Raw genomic sequence first — 17,093 nt, 5'->3', positions numbered from 1 at the left:
CCTTAAGCGAAAAATAAACGTAGCCACAGACCAAATGGAGTCGTAGCACCGGTTGTAATAGAAGATACTTTGCCATTACTAATAATGACAACTGAAGGGGTCGCAGTAACTCCCCATTCTTTACTTATCTGCCCTGTTGAATCATTGATTACCGGAAACTCGTAGTCCTTGTAATTCATGAAGTGTGACAGTCGCTTATTATCACCAGAGGTAATAGCAACAGACACGACTTGATGATTATTTGCCAACCAAGAGACGCTAGGGCTAACAACGTTGCAAATAGGACACCATGTACCCCAGAAATACAGTAAAACAGGTTCACTGTGACTCATTTTTTCTATATCAACCCAGTCTCCACTGATCGTATTTATTGATAACTCTGGTATTGATTCTGATGGCATATCTTTACTGCGCCAAAAATCGATAGCGGAGACAAGTAAGATAATGAAGAAAGCAAATTTTGCTATTTCTTTAATAAATTTGATCACGTCTTTTTTGGAGTTCTTTGGTTTTTTTTCATTAATCGAGCCCTGAGTCATTATGGTGTTCTCCCAGCATATTCCATGGCTTGAATAATCTCATCACTGCTTAATAACACGGACAGTGGTAATCCTTGCGGTGCGTTCGGCCCATAAACTACATTCAAGGGAACTCCAAATCGTTGATGACTTTTTAAGTAATTGGTAATTTTATCGCTTGGATGTGTCCAGTCACCTTTCATGGTAATGACGTTATCTTGCTGTAATGCTGAATACACAGGATCTTGCAAAATCACACCAATCTTATTGGCCTTACAAGTAATACACCAATCAGCCGTTACATCGACAAAAACCGTTTTTCCTTGTTTAACGTATTGATCAATGGCGTGCTCATTTAATGGTTGCCAAGCAAGGTTATCTTCAATTGGTGTAGCCCAGTGTTTGGTGGTCATGCTACCAACAATTAGCGCAGCGCTACTTGCAAACACAATGACTGCAATAATTGCGATCACGGTGTTTTTACCTTGTGTTTTGCCTATTTGATACAGTAAGTAAGTGCTGAGTAATAACCCAATAATAGTTGCTGATAATCCACCAATAAATGGTGTAAGCAAACTCAGTAGCCATAATGTAGTGATTAACATCATGAGGCCAAAAATGAGTTTGACTTTATTCATCCACATGCCCGGTTTTGGCATAAACGATACAAGGAGAGGGAATAAAGCAAAAACCAACCAAGGTAGCGCCATACCTAAACCTAAGAAAGTGAATATCATCAACATTTCCAGGGTACTTGCTCCTAATGCAAAGGCAACCGCGGTACCCAGAAATGGCGCACTGCATGGGGTTGCGAGTAAGGTTGCAAACATCCCTTGCACAAAATGCCCAAGTGCGGAATCGTTGCCCTTATTTGCAAGAGAGGTAGAGAATCGACTTGGTAATTGAATTTCAAATACACCAAATAAATTAGCCGTGAATAAGGCGGTTATTGTGACCATAAAACCAATGAAAATAGGGTTTTGGAACTGAATTCCCCAACCAATAGCACTGCCTGTGAACTTTAAGATAAGTAACCCTGCTGCTAATAACCAAAATGAGGTTAATATTCCAGCGGCAGAGGCAAAAAACTGCAAGCGAATTGAGCGTTTACTCGCTTGAGAAGACGCCACCATGCTGTTCAGTTTCATGCCTAATACGGGCAATACACACGGCATAATATTAAGGATTAAACCACCAAGTAACGCAAAGCCTATCATTGTTAATAAGCTTGTTGATGTCGTTTGTACAAAAGGCTTGTCATTGATAACAGCCTTCAGCTCATGAGAGAAAAGGGCATCAGACACGGTAATCGAAATAGGTTTGCCGACTAAGTCTGTTTCGCCTAACCAGTTCGTCACCTTATAAGTCGCGGTTACGTCGCTACCATTAATGTCTATTGATGGTTGGGAAAAATAGTCATCGGTAATTTCGCTGCCATCAATGAGGATCTGTGGTTTATCCCAACCCGCATCTTGGCGTAATTTAACGTGTAATTGTTGCGATACCTTATCAAAAGAGGCGGCCACTATGGTAATGGAATCACTTGCTGTTGGTACGTTTGAAAACCCTTGTTGGTACAAATGTTGAGCGTCTGCATCCGTTTCAATGTCTGTGAGATTGATAGGAGGTAATTCCAGATCATACTCAGTTAGGACACAAATATTGGTACAAGTTGGTAGGGTCAACTTACCTAAGAAACTAACGGGTTTGGTAATATCACCAACGGTTAGCTCCATAGGGAAAACAACATCGTGCTTGTAGCCAAGCGTCATTAAGCCTGATTGCTCATAATAAGCAGGGGTAGGCCAATGCCAATCTAAATTAGAAAGGTTGGTTGATTTACTCCAATCGAGTACCGGTGAAACGCCTGCCTCACCAGGTGATCGCCAATAGGTTTTCCATTCACCACCAAGTTTTACCTCGAGTAAACCTCGGGCTTGATTGTTCTCTTCATCGACTTCACCGGTCAGCATAAAGCGAACTTGTGCCGGTGGATGATCAGGGTGAGTTAACCAGCCTGTTGTAATGGGTTGTGCAGATACCGAAAATGCCGACAACAAGAGTGTTGACGTTAAAAGAATAGCTAAACGTAATACGCTCACTATTTTAACTGATTGAATTTTAAACACAGTGTTACTCCGAAAATAATTATATAAAAAAGATATAAGTACTTACGGTATGTTTATTCTTGAAAAGTACAGAAGGCCAAATGCCGCCGCACACCATAAGAGGTGATAGGCTCGGTGAAGAAATACGTTGTTCCTGCTTGTTTAAGAATTGCCGCGATAATGATTAAGGCTAAGATAAACATAGGAATAGCAAAATCGAGATGTACAGTGTGCGCGTTGACTAAATGTTCACTGTTATGGCATTGAGAAACATCATCATCAGGAGTTTGAGAGGTTGATTGCTGTTGTAATTTCTCAGTAGCGTCTGGATGAGGTGTTAGTGGGCAAGATGAAGAGAGACCTAAATTTTGAGAAAAGCAGACCATTAGCACAATACTCACTAATATTAGTGACCATGAAGCGAGGTGTTGACGCTTGTATTGGAGTAATGAGAATCTCAAAGAAACTAGCCTTATCTTAAATGATAACTATTGTCAGTATTCTATGGATTAAAATAGAAAGGTCAATGACGTGCTCACTTTAATTTAGCTTCTTTAATATATCTTCGAATAAGTGGCATGAAAATTGATGCGTGTTATTGGTGGAAATAATGATTTTTTGGCGAACAATGTATCTCAAGATTATCTTGAGTCTTTTAGAGGAAATAATATGAATTTATCAATAAAAGCGAGATTGTATTTACTTGCAATTTTACCGATCATTTTGACATCAGTATTGATTATGGCTATGACTTATAAAGAAGCTGGTGAATTAAACCAAGTTCAAATGGACATGACTCGTTCGCAAATGATGAAAATGAAGCGAGTGGAACTTAAATCTTATTTAGATATTGTATCGTCAGAATTAAAACACCTCGAAAAACAAGGTGAAACAAAAGAACAAGTCCTTGAGTCGTTAAAGTTAGTTAAATTTGCAGATACTGGGTATTTATTTGGTTTTCAATCAAATGGTGTTCGTATTTTACAAGGGAATACGAGTGATATTGGTCATAATATGTGGAACGCGCAAGATAAAAAAGGCAATTACTTCATTCAAGATATGATTGCAGCAGCAAAAAATAGCACTGGATATGTCACATATTACTACCCTAAATTGAATGAAACGGTCGCATTGCCAAAATTAGCTTATAACGTATATTTTCCTCAGTGGGATTTAATTGTTGGTACGGGTTTCTATACCGATGATGTAGATGCCGTTATTCATGAGATGAAAGTATTGAGTGATAAACAGTTATTAGATAGCGTTCAAGTTATTGTTTTATTTACATTACTTATCATGATTGTGGTTGCTGTACTTGGTTCGTTTATTAATAAAAGCATTATGACACCAATCCAGCAGTTCGATGCGTCAATTAAATCATTTGCTTCTGGTGATGCAGATTTAACTGCCCGTATGCCTGATTTTTCGGTTCCAGAATTCAACCAGTTAAGTAAGAATTTCAACCTGTTTGTCAGTTCGTTACACCAAATTATTAGTAATGTGTCTTTAGTTAGCCAAGAAGTGGTTGCTGAAACAAAAAATATGTCAGAACGTTCCGCTCAAGTTAATGTTGTTGTGACAAATCAACGTTCAGAGACTGAGCAAATTGCAACAGCAATGACTGAGTTAACAATGTCATCTCATGAGATTTCATCGAATGCGGAACAAGCGGCTAACTCCGCACAAGATGCAGACAAGAATGCACAAGTGGCGATGCGTACCGTTAACGAAGCATCTGAGTCAGTAAAAACATTAGCAGCAGAGCTAGATGAAGCAAGTAATGTTATCTCGAAACTAGAAGGTGATGTACAAAATATTGCAAGTACCTTATCGGTAATTCAAGATATTGCTGAGCAAACAAATTTATTGGCTTTAAATGCGGCGATTGAAGCGGCAAGGGCGGGTGAACAAGGGCGTGGTTTTGCCGTTGTTGCTGATGAAGTTCGTAAGCTGGCAAGCCGTACTCAAGAAAGTACTGCACAGATCCACCAACGTATTGAGGCGTTGAAGTCAGGATCTGATTCAGCAGTTCAAGTAATGGCTGCCAGTAAGAACTTTAGTACATTAACGGTAAATAAAGCGGTAGCTGCTTCTGAGTCATTAGGTCAAATTCTAGTGTCAGTAAATACCATTATGGAAATGAACTCATTAATTGCGACAGCAACACAAGAACAAAGCCTTGTTGGGCAGGAGATTTCAGAGCGAATTGTATCGGTATCAGATCAAAGTTCTGAGTCTGCTGAACTAGCTAGTCAAAATAGAGCTGGTGGTGTGTTGTTGAGCCAGAAAGCCAATGAATTGTCTGAGTTGGTAGAACGCTTTACTTTATAGATAATACAATGCCAACGTGATAAATAATAAAAATAAAGCACAAGATCATTTCGTTCTTGTGCTTTTTTATCAGGTGCTATAAAGATTAATTGATTATAGATTTATTACCATAATTTGAAAAATTGCCAGTCACTCAATGTAGCCAGTGTAGATTCAATCGGAGGAGCTAACCAAAAAAGAACGGCGGTAATGATAAGGAAAAAACTCGATAAAGTAAGATTAGAGAAATCAGTTAATTTTAATGCAGATCCAAAAGATCGTTTTATACGAATATTTGCGAGATCCACGCTGTGCATCTCATCTAATAATAAATGAATTAACCCACCACCAAAGACAAACATACCAGAAAGCCAACCAATTAAATCTGCGCCTTGTAGCTTAGTATTTAAAATGAACATGGTGATGTTTGTTGTTAGTAACCCACAAAATAAAAGAAATAACAGTGAATGACATATCCCACGATGGATGGTTTGCCATTCAAAGACATTACGAATACCGTATTTGATAAAAATATGAATGACGACAGGCAGACCTATTAAAAGTAAAAATTGCCTTTCATTAATGGCATCACTGGTAAAGTAGCGGATACTGAGTAAGACAATACAAATAGTGAAAAGGTTAAAGATAATATCTAAAGAGGTAGAATTATCTGAATCAATATCGGGTAATAGTCCACCAATTGTACCTAAAAACCAAAGCCATAATGCGGTGTTTAGTTCAATGTGGTTTGCTGAGAGTAAAGCTGCAGAAGCTACGCCTGAGATTAAAGCTGCGCTGTTAAAATGAGTACTAAAATTTGCCATAGGTTTTTAAAGAATTCTTTTGTAAGATATATGCTGAATTAATAGAGAAAATAATCATGTTTAAAATATTTGCATTACTGTTCATCGCGTTAGGTATTTACATTGGAATGAATTACGGCGATGAAGTTCAAAGTGTGATGGATTCAGATACCTTTGAGAAAGTACAAGACACCTTAGTTGATGGTAAAGATCTAGTGCTTGAAAAAATAGAAGGTGCGGTTCAATAATTAAATAGAACCAAACTACTTAGCAATTAAGGTGTTTGCCTTAAAATAAAAATCCCCCTTGATGACTAGCATCTTGGGGGATTTTTTAATTCTATAACAGTAAATATTGAAAACCAACAAATAACTGTGATTATGTACAGTTATTTGATTTTTTTATCAATATAGATGCTTATTTAAGCGGTAGGATAGTGATTTATACACGGCGGTTACACGCACGGCCTTGTGATGTTGAGTTATCACAAACAGGGTAACGTTCACCGTAACCATGAGCATTAACACGACCTGCGGCTACTTTTTGTTTAATCAGGTAAGTACGTACTGATTCAGCGCGTTGCTCAGATAGGGTTTGGTTTTTAGTATCATTGCCAGAGCTATCAGTATGGCCATCAATTTGAAGGGTTGTATCTGGGTACTCAAAAATCAATGTATTAAGAAATTCTTTATGGATAGAAATACCTATAATTGTGTGAAATAGGTTATCTTATTATTTAGGTGGGGATAAGGAATTTACTGGTCTCAAATTACTTTTCGAGGTTGGCCAGTAGCTTTTCACAAGTGGCTTTTAATTGCTGTAATTCTTCAATTTCTAACTGGCTTTTACAGAAAATACTATTAGGAACCGACAAGGCGCGCTCTTTTAATTCACGGCCTTGGTGGGTTAGAAAAACCAGTCGAATGCGTTCATCTTCGTTACTTCGCTCTCTTGTGATGAAGCCTTTTACTTCTAAACGTTTCAGTAAAGGTGTCAGCGTACCGGAATCAAGATGAAGGTCATGACCGAGATCTTTTACATTAATGCCATTTTTTTCCCAAATAACCATCATTGTTAGATATTGAGAGTAGGTAAGATCAAGTTCACTTAATAATGGACGATACGCTCTGATCATCGCATTCGATGCGCTATAAAGAGAGAAGCATACTTGATTTTTAAGTAACAATTGAGGTGCTTCCACTTCATTTTTACCGTGTTTCTCAGTTGAATTCGTCATTTTAACACCCTTATTAAAAATAGATTGCGCACAATATACTTGTATTTTGTCTTCGGATCGACTTATACTTATTGAAATTCAATTGTGCGCAATCTAATTGTTGGCAATTAAAGTAATTAATTATCGTATTTAATTTAAAGGACATCATTATGACGACGTTATACACAACAACAGCAACGGCTTCAGCAGGACGTAATGGTCAAGTAACGACTGACGATAACATGCTTGATCTTGCTCTAAGCTACCCTAAAGAAATGGGCGGAACAGGGGAAGCAACGAACCCTGAGCAATTGTTTGCGGCAGGGTATTCTGCGTGTTTCTCAAATGCGATTATTCACGTAGCACGTGAAATGAAAATTAAATTAACGCAAGCACCTGTAACGGCTGAAGTGGGCATTGGTCCAAATGAAACGGGTGGTTTTGCACTCACGGTTGCACTGGCTGTTACGTTAGATCTAGACGATGAACAAGCGCAGCAATTAGTAAAGACAGCACACCAAGTCTGCCCATACTCGAATGCAGTTAAAGGCAATATTGATGTGAAACTGTCAGTAAATGGCGTTGTACTATAATTGATTCAATGAGCTGACGTTATAAAGGATAAATAACATGAATACGCTGTTTTTAACGGTTGGGCGAGTCTTACTTGCGTTGTACTTTTTAGTACCTGGGATCATGAAATTTGTGTCATGGGATATGCACATCCAATTAATGGAAAAGCATAATATGCCATTTGTGCCTGTCCTATTAGGACTTGCGGGTATCTTCCAAATAGGTGCTGCCGTTTTACTAATAGCAAATCGTTTTACGTGGATAGTCGCCTTATTATTGGCAGGGTTAGTGTTGGTTATTAATGTGTCGTTGCATGATTTCTGGAATTATTCAGGATTGGAAGGCGCACATGAGATGCAGAATTTCATTAAGAACTTGGGTATTTTTGCTGGTTTATTGGTACTTTCAGGCCACGCAATGCCTGAGTGTTGCAAAGAAAAAGCCAAATCGTAATAACGATATAAAACAATCTCAAATTAAAATAGTAAAAAAGGGATATGACGTTAATCATATCCCTTTTTGTTGTCTGTTATTTAAGATGTGCTAAGTAAAGCGTTTATTATTTTTCTGCGGTGAAGAAATCGTTATACAGCATGTAAAGATGAGCAGAACTCCAAGAGAAGTTTGGTGCACCTTGCTGATCGCCAGTTAGTGGGTTGTAGTTTTCACGGATTGGACCGTCACCAACTAGACCATCAGCGTGATCAAAGAATGCACCTGCCATTTCAACCGCATCGTCACGATAGCCGTAGCTTTCCATACCTTTTAGGCCAAAGTAAAATTGGTCAACCCAAACACGTCCGCGCCAATAGATATCAGGACCAAATGCAGGACTAGATAGTGCTGCCGTACCTAGTGGAATATAAGTATTGAATTCAGAGGTATCCTTCATTACTTTAACAACAGCGTCAGCATTTGCTTGGGTTGCGGCTTTATTGAAGAGTGGTGACCAACCTTCAGGGCCTTTGCCACGCTCAATAATTGGCTTACCTGCACAGCCGTTTGCTAATGGTTTGTCTTCAATACGGATATCGTAGAAGAAGCCAGTACCTTCATCAAACATACAAGTGTTGATGTAACTTGCTAACTTATCGGCTTTTTCACGGAACTCTTTTGCATCAGTATCTTTACCTAGGATATCAGCCATTTGAGCTAGATATTGGTTGTCACTGAACATGTAGCTTGCTTGGTCAACAGACTCTTGCAGTAGAGAATAGCCTAAAAGTGTGCCATCTTTATCTAGATTTTGTGCGAACTTCACTTCCCAATCCGAGCGTTTACCACCATTTGCAACATAAGCGTCTAATTGATCTTTATCTATAAAACCAAAGGCTGCCGCATCATCACGACCTGATTCCCAAGACGCTGCTGTTTGTGCCGGGATCTCAATGTGGTCATAGTTACCAGATTTTATGATCTCTTGGTATTTATCTAAGCCTGCAAGTTCTTCTTTCTTGTCTCCACGTTCAACCGTAAATAGCATATCGCCATTATCTGTATTGTGTGCCTTATCACGTGAAGCACCATACTCAGGAACACCGTTACCATTGTTATCACGATTACGTAACCACCAATCATGATAAGCAACCAATTTAGGGTACATTTCTTCTAACCACGCTTTATCATCAGTGGTTTTGTACACTTCCATTACTGCCCATGCAGCAAGACTTGGTTTTGTGTTTCGCTCATTCCAGTTACCACCGTCACCGCCACGTTCAGGGCTTGTGTTGTAGGCTAATAAATCAGGAATAAAACCAGCATCCCAAGGGCGAACGGTATCATCTGCTTGAATTTGATACGCAAACATAGCGCGAATATTATCTTTGGCTACTTCTGGGTTAAAGTGTGCCATTGCATACGCTTGCTTCCATGTATCCCAAGGCCATGTTTGGTTACCTGAGAACCAACGAGCTGTTACAGATGGTGTTACTGAATCAAACTCCATTGCACCAGCCGCACCACGCCAGTTACCATTAAGCGTTTCCATTGCTTTTACTGCAACGCGCTCTTGTTCAGGGGTTGCATTTGGGTTGGTTAAGCCTTTATCAAGGTATTCTTCCCAACGTTTTTCAGTCGCAACTAAGTATTGATTCGGATTTGCTAAAATGTCTGTGATTTTAGCTTGCTCTGCTTGGTTCTCTTCAGCGGTTAATACATGGGAATACGTAGTATAAATTGTGGTGGATTGCTCAATGTTTGCTTTAGAGGTAAAGCTTAAACCATTAACGGTAGTCGCCGTAGGAATTGATTTATGAACTTGGTACTCAGAGTCGCCTGATGTTAATAGAGACCAAGTAGCACGAACCTCACCAAAAGTGACTTTTAGGCCATCATCTGTTGCTTCAATTTGACGATCATAATCAGGGTATGCTTCAGCAATCGTTTTATCTGATTGAGATTTTTCTTCTTTTGCGTGATTTCCTTCGATTAGCTCACCATCCCAAACAAGCTCAACAGGTGAGTTGGTTGTGATTTTAGTTTCAACTAAAGAAGTGCGGTTTGTTGCAAAGCGCAGTGTCATTTCTACTTTTACGCCATCAGAGCTTAATACTTGCACTAATGCACCAGGAAGGCTGTATGCTTCCATAGTAAATTCAACTTTCTTGCCATCTTTAAATACACTTAGGCGATCGAAATTATTTGCCATGAAATTAATGTATTCTTCGGTCAGTAGAGCCGTTCCTGGGAAACCACCCATACCATCATCGTTGTCTGGTAGTAGATGGCCGTGCCAAGAGCCCATGTCAAAGAATGGGTTAAAACGTTGGTGATCATCAAAATCGTAATCACGCATATATTCAGGGGAACCCGTGCGATCAATCACGTCTTTAAATTGTGCCGCTTTAAGCTCAGTAGAGTTAAGGTCTGTAGGTGATGTTTGTGCGCAACCCACAGCGAAAAGGGCAGTAGCAACAGCAAGTGCAGAGAGTTTTAAGTTCATAATTAAATTCTTATAATTGATTTAGTAAAGGTTTAGTAAATTTAACTTTGTGCATGGTATTAATAAATAGAGTGACTGTCCGTGAACTCAGTCTCATTTAATAAGGTGATATAAAGATGGAGTGTGATTCAGTTGGCATAACGAAAGTAGATATTAAAAAGGCACTGAGGGGGATCAGTGCCTTTTGCTTTAGGGTACGGTACAGAAACTAAATGCTAATTTGATTTCTACCTATTTTACCGTTGCTGTTTTTAGTTCAGCATTCTTAGCTTGTTTCTTTTCAAAGCGAGAGATCCACCACCATGCAATGGCAGAGAATACAGCGGTCATAAACACGTTAATAAAGAAGGCCTTAACTAAATCAACACCGGTTGGGAATGCTGATGCAGTCATACTTACGACAAAGATAGCAATAAGAACAGACACCACACTCATACCAAACTTACGAGAACCCATGCGGAAATCTCGTGGTGTATCATCATACTTAAGACGGAAAACAAAGTAAGCAACCATAATAAAGATCGGCGGTAGCATTGCGGTACCAGCAGTTAGGTTGATAGCGGTGTTCATCATTTCTTGTACTGATTCAGAACCAAAGCCATTCACGATTAACATTACAACAACGAAAGCAAACTGCCACCAAGCGGCGCGAACAGGAACACCGTGTTCATTTAGTTCAGTTGTTTTCTCACCGTAAATGCCTTTTGGAATTTCAGAGAAGTGAATTTTAACCGGAGCCGCTGTCCACATCATCATCGAGCCGAACATGGCGATGAATAGAACGATACCAACAAAGCGACCAACTAATGATTCAGAGACATTGAAGTACTGAGCCATACCCGTAAATATTTCAACCATACCACCTGCATAAGTCAACGATTCACGAGGTACAAATACGTTCACTAACAGGGAGCCTACCGCATACATTGCACCGATAAGAACACCTGCGGCGATGATGACTTTGATGAAGGTCTTTTGACCACCTTTAACATCTTTCAAGTAGGCTGCGGCAGTTTCTGCACCACCGGCTGCTTGGAAGATCCAACACATAATACCTAGAGTTGCCCAGTTAATGGTTGGTGTCATTGCTTCTAGAGTGATTGGTTCTGCTGGAACGTGATCGCCACCCAATGCCATTAGCGCGCCAATGACGTAAATACCAAACAATGCGAACACACCGTATGCCACTAACTCTGAAATTTTACCTAACCAAGAAGCGCCTTTTGTCGATATGTGAGTTGCCCCTGCAAACAAAACAATCGAAATAATAGAGGTCACCATTGGTGAGAAGCTGTATTCATAACCCAGCATTGCATAAGACGCATAAGCGATAACGTTAGGCAATAGAGAGATAAACCAAAATAGGTTAACAAACCAATAAAGGAAAGAACCCAAGTAAGCGGCTTTAGTGCCTAATGGTTTTTTTAGCCAATCGTACATGCCTGATTCTGAATCTTTGTTTGCAGACACAAATTCAGAGATGATAAATACGAATGGAATGAAGTAAACAAGGGTAGCAAGCAAAAAAATGGGCGCAGAACTCAGCCCCAATTCGATATTATTATTCACAATGTTGCGGACATTAAAGACCGCGGCGAGGGTCATAGACAGTAAAGCAAATTTTCCTATTGTCCCTCGTAAAGAATCAGACATAGTAATGGTATCCCTATAGTTATGTTTGCAGATTATTCTAATTAATAGTTTTAGGTAACTTTTAGTAAAATTATAGTAATTAAATTTACTAAAAGTTACTGTGAGTTCTGTCATTAAACCGGGAATAAAAAAACAGCAAACTGTGATGGGGATCTACGCTAGCACAGAGAATAGTGATCCGTAGAAAAATAAAAGAAATAACTTTGCACCCATATTTATAGGTGCAAAGAAGTGAGACATAGGAAGTACGGAAGGTTATTTGGATTGTCGTGCTCAATAAACCAGAAAGTAGCGCTAATACGACTAGCTTAGGTAGTTATTAATATCAACGTCATCACACTGTTCTGGGTTTAAGTGTATTTCTGCGTATTTGAGATAAAGACCAGAGGTTAAAAATAAATTAAATAAGGCTTTATCTATGTGTTTATCTTTAACCATGAAGCTCATGATTTTTAAAGATTCCGTTAATGTTTTTGCTTTCTTATATGGTCGATCGTGGCTGGTTAGGGCTTCAAAAATATCAGCAATAGCCATTGCTCGTGCGGTGAGTGGCATTTCTTCTGCTTTTAGTCCCATAGGGTAACCAGTGCCATCGACTTTTTCATGATGGCCACCTGCTATTTTTGGAACATCCTTCATCGTTTTTGGAAATGGGAGAGCTTCCAGCATTTTAATGGTCTGAATAATATGGTCATTTATTGTGAATCGCTCTTCATTATTTAACGTACCGCGCTGAATCGATAGATTATAGGCTTCACCAATATTATTTGTGTATTCTGGAGGTTGTAATGTAAAGCGTGGATCTTGATCTGTATTGGTTGTTCTCGGAATTAAGTGAGATTGATTGTCTTGTAAGAGAGTAACCGTTAAGGGAACTCGGATGTTATTTGAGTTATTCAGGCGTGCTTTTTCTTCCCATGCCAGACCAAGGCTATTATCTAGTGTCTGTACCCAGGTTTGTTGACCAATTTCCTGAATTTTTTCAGCGTCTTGCTCTGATAAAAACTCATCACCCACATTTACCCTCGCAATAAGAGCAAATTCTTCATCTAATCGTTGCCATTCTTGTTCCAATTCTTCTCTATACTCATCAGGCAGTGTGTTGTTGAACACTTGTTTCCATTGTTTTATTTCAGCATCACGTTTTAATACTTCAAATCTTGTTCTTATTTCATGAATTCGATTGTAAATAGTCTCTAATTTTGTTGCTTTATCAACGACGTATTCTGGTGTGGTTATTTTACCGCAATCATGTAACCACGAAGCAATTCTTAACTCTTCTTGTTGTGTTGAACTCAGTTTAAAATCGTTAAAGGGTGGAGTGGAAGAATCACTCGCCACTTGCGCAAGCCATTGGGTTAATAAAGGCACTTTCTGACAATGGTTTCCAGTATAAGGAGACTTTGTATCTATCGAACTTGCCATTATTTGAATAAAAGAGTCGAGTAAATTCTTTTGATTTTGTTGCATTTTTCTTCCATCGAGAGCAATCGCGGTATAATTCACTAAGGATTCAAAGTAGTGAAATTGAGTATGACGAATGTATTCACTATTTTTCACATCAAATACTAATACCATTGCCCCTATGGTTTGTTTTTCTCTAGAAAATAAAGGAAAGGTGATAGACCATATTTGTTCACTGTTTAAACCCAATTTACCCTGTTCTTGTTTGTCGAGCAGATTAATATTCAGGTTTTCAAAGGGTTTCTTTTTGATCATTATGTGGTCAATGGTTTTTGCTATTTTTTCATCATTTAGAGCAAAGCTTTCTAATTGACTAATGTCTTCATTTTGTGTGGTGGCTCTCCATGCAAATTGAGGCTCTATGTGCGTTTCTGCATCATTAACAAGGTAAAGATAAGCAGCGTTTGCTTTTGTTGCTTCGGCAGTACTGCGGCCAATGAGTTTTATTAATTCATCAAAATCATTTTCTTTTGATATTGAGTTCGTTAGATTGAAGTAATTTTCTATCGCTGATCTCATACCAGAAATAGAGTGAGTAAGATTTGCTATTTCAAGTATCTTGGTTGGTGTGTGATCGATAGATGAAAAATCAAATGTGGATATTAACCGTGCTTGCTCTGTGGCCTGTTGGATCGGCTTTGATATTCTTTGTGATATAAAATAAACACAAGGAATGGACAACATCAGGATAACGAAAGACCACAAAATAGTTTGTTGTCGAATAAGGTAAGCACTCGCTAATAATTCGGACTCTTTTACCGTAATTAATAGGTTTAATGTTCGCTCTTCATTAATTGGAACCGAAAAAATCTTCCCATACCAATTTTCTTCATTATGTTGATACCGTTGAATTTTTTGGTCTAAATTGATGTGTTTAATAGAACTTAATACCTCATTGTTAAATAAGTCCTTTAAATTAATAATTTTACTTTCTTCTTTTTTAATTAAAGCGAGGCTAGGGGCGTTACTTGTGTAAACGATATTCTCTTCATCATAAAGCACTCTAAGAGACGAGGGGTAGATAGTCGTACTTTTTAATACGTGGTTAATTTTGTCCATTAAAATATCGGCACTTACAACGACATTATTTGCCGATTTCTTATGGATGGATAAACCAAATTGTTGCAATCCTGGAAAGTAACGAGGTTTGGATAAGACGACATTTTCTTTGGTCGAATTTTTAAACCAATTCTCATGTCTTGGGTCATATTGGCGTTCATTAAGTTCATTTGAACTGATAAAACGCGCCTGTTCATCGTAGAAGAAAGCAGAGGTTTTATTTTCGAGAGATGAGTTGTTATGAATAAAAAAATAGTAGGTACTCTCTGGTGCGTTTAGTCTTTTTCTAAATAAAGAATTACCTAATATACCAACCCCAAACCAATCGCCATTTGGAAAGGTAATACGATAAGTTGAAACGTGTTTATGTAAATCTAATAGCATCGCTAATTCGGTAAAGTAAGCGTTGCGCTGTTCTAATGTTTTGGTGTGGACGATCTCTCTCTTGGTGAGCTTAGAGATTGCGTTAAATACAGGTCGGTATTCACTTCTTATTAAGTTACTTGTTTCGGTTGATACTCGGGAAAAAATGCTTGATGACGCCTCAAGCAAAAGGTGATTAATACCTTTGTTGGTTATGTATATTTGTACCGAACAGATGACGACGATCATTACCGTAAACAGCGTTGAAATATGAATATGCAGTGGAAATATTAGTTTGTTTTTTATTTTTATTCTTAGGGAGTTCATAACGCACCATTGATTTTTATTATCTAGAATAAACGTAGTTTACAAATAGGGAAAAATCGATGGCGAATAACGGATAAAGTATTAATTAAAATAAAAAAACCGAGAGTGTGATTACTCTCGTTTTTTTTCTGTTTAGTTTTATTTAATTAAAAAACCATGAATTATTGAACAGAAGGTTTTGCCTCTTCAATTCGTTCTTCTTTGCTTAATGATTGTTCATACTTGTTGTATTTCCACCAAGCATAGCCAAGGAAGATAACAATACCACCGACGTTATAGAAGATGATTGTCATGATGTCGCCACCTGTAGGGAAGGTTGACGCAAAGAACCCAACCGTAAAAATACCAATTAGAATTGAAACTACTGTGATACCAGTGAAGCGAGAGCCCATTTTAAAATCACGCTCTAGGTGGTCCAATTTTATACGTAAATTTAAGTACGCAATCATGATAAACAGAGGTGGTAGCATAGACGCTGCGGCTGTCATGTTAATGATGGTGCTCATTAAATCTTGTACTGTGTCAGACGCTAATGTTGGGATAAACATCAGTGGAATAACGATTAAGAATTGAATCCATGCAGCACGTACTGGCACGCCTTCTTTGTTTAGTGCGACAGTCTTTTCACCAAAAATACCTTTTGGAATTTCAGAGAAGAAGATTTTAACAGGTGTTGCTGTCCACATTAGTAGTGAACCAAGCATAGCGGTGAATGATACGATACCAACAAAGCGGTTCATGATAATTTCAGACAGACCAAAGTGTCTTGCCATGCCTTCAAATACTTGAACAGAGCCGCCTGTAAATTTAAGCTCTTCACGAGAGACAAACACATTAGCAACGACTGAACCGACAGAATAAAGCACACCGATAAAGATACCTGCAATGATGATCACTTTAACGAACGATTTGTGACCGCCTTTGATGTCGTTTACATAAACCGCAACCGATTCTGCACCGCCTGCCGCCATGAATATCCATGTGATTACACCAAGGAATGCCCAGTTAAATGTTGGAGTCATTGCTTCAATAGTGATTGGGTCTGCTGGTTCAATACCACCAAGAAGTGCACCACCTGATAGAAGAATGTATGACAAAGTGAGTAGTAACATTAACGATGAAGTGATAGAGGTTATTGGCCCTAACAGTTTTGCACCATTGTTTGATACGTGCGTTGCTACTGCAAAGAGTAGGGTACTTAATACCGCCGTAGTGAGTGGCGTAAATATGTACTCGAACCCTAAGAAAGCGTAAGACGCATAAGCGATAATTCTTGGCAGTAAAGAGGTAAAGAAAAATAGGTTAACGAACCAATACGTATAGGCCGTGATGAATGCCCAACGGCCACCTAATGAGCTTTTTACCCATGCGTAAACGCCAGCTTCAGAGCTTTTATTTAAGGATACAAATTCAGCTACTATTAAACAGAATGGAACAAAATAGAGTAGAGTAGCAAGAAAGAACATCGGGGCGGAAGATAAGCCAATTTCGATGTTATTGTTAATGATATTATTGAAGCTATAAACTGCTGCAAAGGTCATAGACAGCAAGGCGAACTTGCCTATGGTGCCTCGTGTTGATGTAGACATAAGGTACTCCGATGAATCACATATTGTAGGTATGATGGGAGAGATTTGGTTGCGATTTGCGATCCAATCTCTCCCTATTATTTGGCTCTGAATATATTTTCAGATGCCGTTTATTATTGGTTTTCTATTGCTTATTTATTCAGGAAGTAACCGTCTTCGATAGTGACTT

The 17,093-nt window shown here is 38.6% G+C and carries 13 protein-coding genes and 1 pseudogene; 4 read left to right on the top strand and 10 right to left on the bottom strand.

All coding sequences use genetic code 11. The features are described 5' to 3' along the window. Positions 1 to 2: 2 nt before the first annotated feature. The 3 genes from Q1K78_RS06925 to Q1K78_RS06915 are packed head-to-tail and all read right to left on the bottom strand — an operon-like array spanning position 3 to position 3,027. Entirely contained in the window at positions 3 to 539 is a 537-nt protein-coding gene (locus Q1K78_RS06925; RefSeq protein ID WP_300175884.1) for a protein disulfide oxidoreductase, read from the bottom strand. Continuing rightward, the gene (locus Q1K78_RS06920) at positions 539 to 2,647 is read right to left on the bottom strand and encodes a protein-disulfide reductase DsbD domain-containing protein (RefSeq protein ID WP_300175881.1); all 2,109 of its coding nucleotides are present in this window, start codon (positions 2,645 to 2,647) and stop codon (positions 539 to 541) included. The genes Q1K78_RS06925 and Q1K78_RS06920 overlap by 1 nt, the downstream gene beginning before the upstream one ends. 53 nt (positions 2,648 to 2,700) lie before the next feature. After that, the gene (locus Q1K78_RS06915) at positions 2,701 to 3,027 is read right to left on the bottom strand and encodes a hypothetical protein (RefSeq protein ID WP_300175878.1); all 327 of its coding nucleotides are present in this window, start codon (positions 3,025 to 3,027) and stop codon (positions 2,701 to 2,703) included. A gap of 268 nt (positions 3,028 to 3,295) precedes the next feature. On the opposite strand from Q1K78_RS06915, the gene Q1K78_RS06910 reads away from it, so the two are divergent. After that, the gene (locus Q1K78_RS06910) at positions 3,296 to 4,957 is read left to right on the top strand and encodes a methyl-accepting chemotaxis protein (RefSeq protein ID WP_300175875.1); all 1,662 of its coding nucleotides are present in this window, start codon (positions 3,296 to 3,298) and stop codon (positions 4,955 to 4,957) included. 104 nt (positions 4,958 to 5,061) lie between these two features. On the opposite strand, the gene Q1K78_RS06905 is transcribed toward Q1K78_RS06910, so the two are convergent. Further along, a complete protein-coding gene (locus tag Q1K78_RS06905) occupies positions 5,062 to 5,760 on the bottom strand; it encodes a metal-dependent hydrolase (protein ID WP_300175872.1) in 699 nt (232 codons plus the stop codon). 56 nt (positions 5,761 to 5,816) lie between these two features. Here Q1K78_RS06905 and Q1K78_RS06900 point away from each other — a divergent pair, with 56 nt between their 5' ends. After that, positions 5,817 to 5,987 (top strand): hypothetical protein, encoded by a 171-nt coding sequence (locus Q1K78_RS06900; protein ID WP_300175869.1) that lies wholly within the window; start codon positions 5,817 to 5,819, stop codon positions 5,985 to 5,987. A 193-nt stretch (positions 5,988 to 6,180) separates the two neighbouring features. Here the strand turns inward: Q1K78_RS06900 and Q1K78_RS06895 are convergent. Together Q1K78_RS06895 and Q1K78_RS06890 are read right to left on the bottom strand one after the other, a co-directional pair. Beyond that, a pseudogene (locus tag Q1K78_RS06895) lies at positions 6,181 to 6,411 on the bottom strand (OmpA family protein); the annotation flags it as partial. A 97-nt stretch (positions 6,412 to 6,508) separates the two neighbouring features. Then, on the bottom strand, positions 6,509 to 6,976 hold the full coding sequence (locus tag Q1K78_RS06890; RefSeq protein WP_300175866.1) for a MarR family transcriptional regulator: 468 nt from the start codon (positions 6,974 to 6,976) through the stop codon (positions 6,509 to 6,511). 149 nt (positions 6,977 to 7,125) lie between these two features. On the opposite strand from Q1K78_RS06890, the gene Q1K78_RS06885 reads away from it, so the two are divergent. Then, entirely contained in the window at positions 7,126 to 7,548 is a 423-nt protein-coding gene (locus Q1K78_RS06885) for an organic hydroperoxide resistance protein (protein WP_300175863.1), read from the top strand. Between the two features lie 37 nt (positions 7,549 to 7,585). Continuing rightward, positions 7,586 to 7,981 (top strand): DoxX family protein, encoded by a 396-nt coding sequence (locus Q1K78_RS06880; protein ID WP_065600407.1) that lies wholly within the window; start codon positions 7,586 to 7,588, stop codon positions 7,979 to 7,981. Positions 7,982 to 8,087: 106 nt separating this feature from the next. Here the strand turns inward: Q1K78_RS06880 and ygjK are convergent, their stop codons facing one another. The 4 genes from ygjK to Q1K78_RS06860 form a co-directional block, all read right to left on the bottom strand. Beyond that, positions 8,088 to 10,469, bottom strand: coding sequence for an alpha-glucosidase (ygjK, locus tag Q1K78_RS06875; protein WP_300175856.1), 2,382 nt, complete (start codon positions 10,467 to 10,469; stop codon positions 8,088 to 8,090). Positions 10,470 to 10,700: 231 nt separating this feature from the next. Next, positions 10,701 to 12,122, bottom strand: coding sequence for an amino acid permease (locus Q1K78_RS06870; protein WP_300175853.1), 1,422 nt, complete (start codon positions 12,120 to 12,122; stop codon positions 10,701 to 10,703). Positions 12,123 to 12,425: 303 nt separating this feature from the next. Then, a complete protein-coding gene (locus tag Q1K78_RS06865) occupies positions 12,426 to 15,335 on the bottom strand; it encodes an HD domain-containing phosphohydrolase (protein ID WP_300175850.1) in 2,910 nt (969 codons plus the stop codon). A 161-nt stretch (positions 15,336 to 15,496) separates the two neighbouring features. After that, on the bottom strand, positions 15,497 to 16,924 hold the full coding sequence (locus Q1K78_RS06860; protein ID WP_300175847.1) for an amino acid permease: 1,428 nt from the start codon (positions 16,922 to 16,924) through the stop codon (positions 15,497 to 15,499). Positions 16,925 to 17,093: the final 169 nt, after the last annotated feature.

This window comes from uncultured Aliivibrio sp., from assembly GCF_946479765.1.
Classification (GTDB): Bacteria; Pseudomonadota; Gammaproteobacteria; order Enterobacterales; family Vibrionaceae; genus Aliivibrio.
This window is presented reverse-complemented; position numbering and strand designations above follow the sequence as displayed.

What these genes read in the sequence shown, in the direction of transcription:
- Q1K78_RS06885 (WP_300175863.1), top strand. Translation starts at nt 7,126, where the DNA reads ATGACGACGTTATACACAACAACAGCAACGGCTTCAGCAGGACGTAAT.
- Q1K78_RS06870 (WP_300175853.1), bottom strand. Translation starts at nt 12,122, where the DNA reads ATGTCTGATTCTTTACGAGGGACAATAGGAAAATTTGCTTTACTGTCT.
- Q1K78_RS06900 (WP_300175869.1), top strand. Translation starts at nt 5,817, where the DNA reads ATGTTTAAAATATTTGCATTACTGTTCATCGCGTTAGGTATTTACATT.
- Q1K78_RS06905 (WP_300175872.1), bottom strand. Translation starts at nt 5,760, where the DNA reads ATGGCAAATTTTAGTACTCATTTTAACAGCGCAGCTTTAATCTCAGGC.
- Q1K78_RS06910 (WP_300175875.1), top strand. Translation starts at nt 3,296, where the DNA reads ATGAATTTATCAATAAAAGCGAGATTGTATTTACTTGCAATTTTACCG.
- Q1K78_RS06925 (WP_300175884.1), bottom strand. Translation starts at nt 539, where the DNA reads ATGACTCAGGGCTCGATTAATGAAAAAAAACCAAAGAACTCCAAAAAA.
- ygjK (WP_300175856.1), bottom strand. Translation starts at nt 10,469, where the DNA reads ATGAACTTAAAACTCTCTGCACTTGCTGTTGCTACTGCCCTTTTCGCT.
- Q1K78_RS06890 (WP_300175866.1), bottom strand. Translation starts at nt 6,976, where the DNA reads ATGACGAATTCAACTGAGAAACACGGTAAAAATGAAGTGGAAGCACCT.
- Q1K78_RS06865 (WP_300175850.1), bottom strand. Translation starts at nt 15,335, where the DNA reads ATGAACTCCCTAAGAATAAAAATAAAAAACAAACTAATATTTCCACTG.
- Q1K78_RS06860 (WP_300175847.1), bottom strand. Translation starts at nt 16,924, where the DNA reads ATGTCTACATCAACACGAGGCACCATAGGCAAGTTCGCCTTGCTGTCT.
- Q1K78_RS06880 (WP_065600407.1), top strand. Translation starts at nt 7,586, where the DNA reads ATGAATACGCTGTTTTTAACGGTTGGGCGAGTCTTACTTGCGTTGTAC.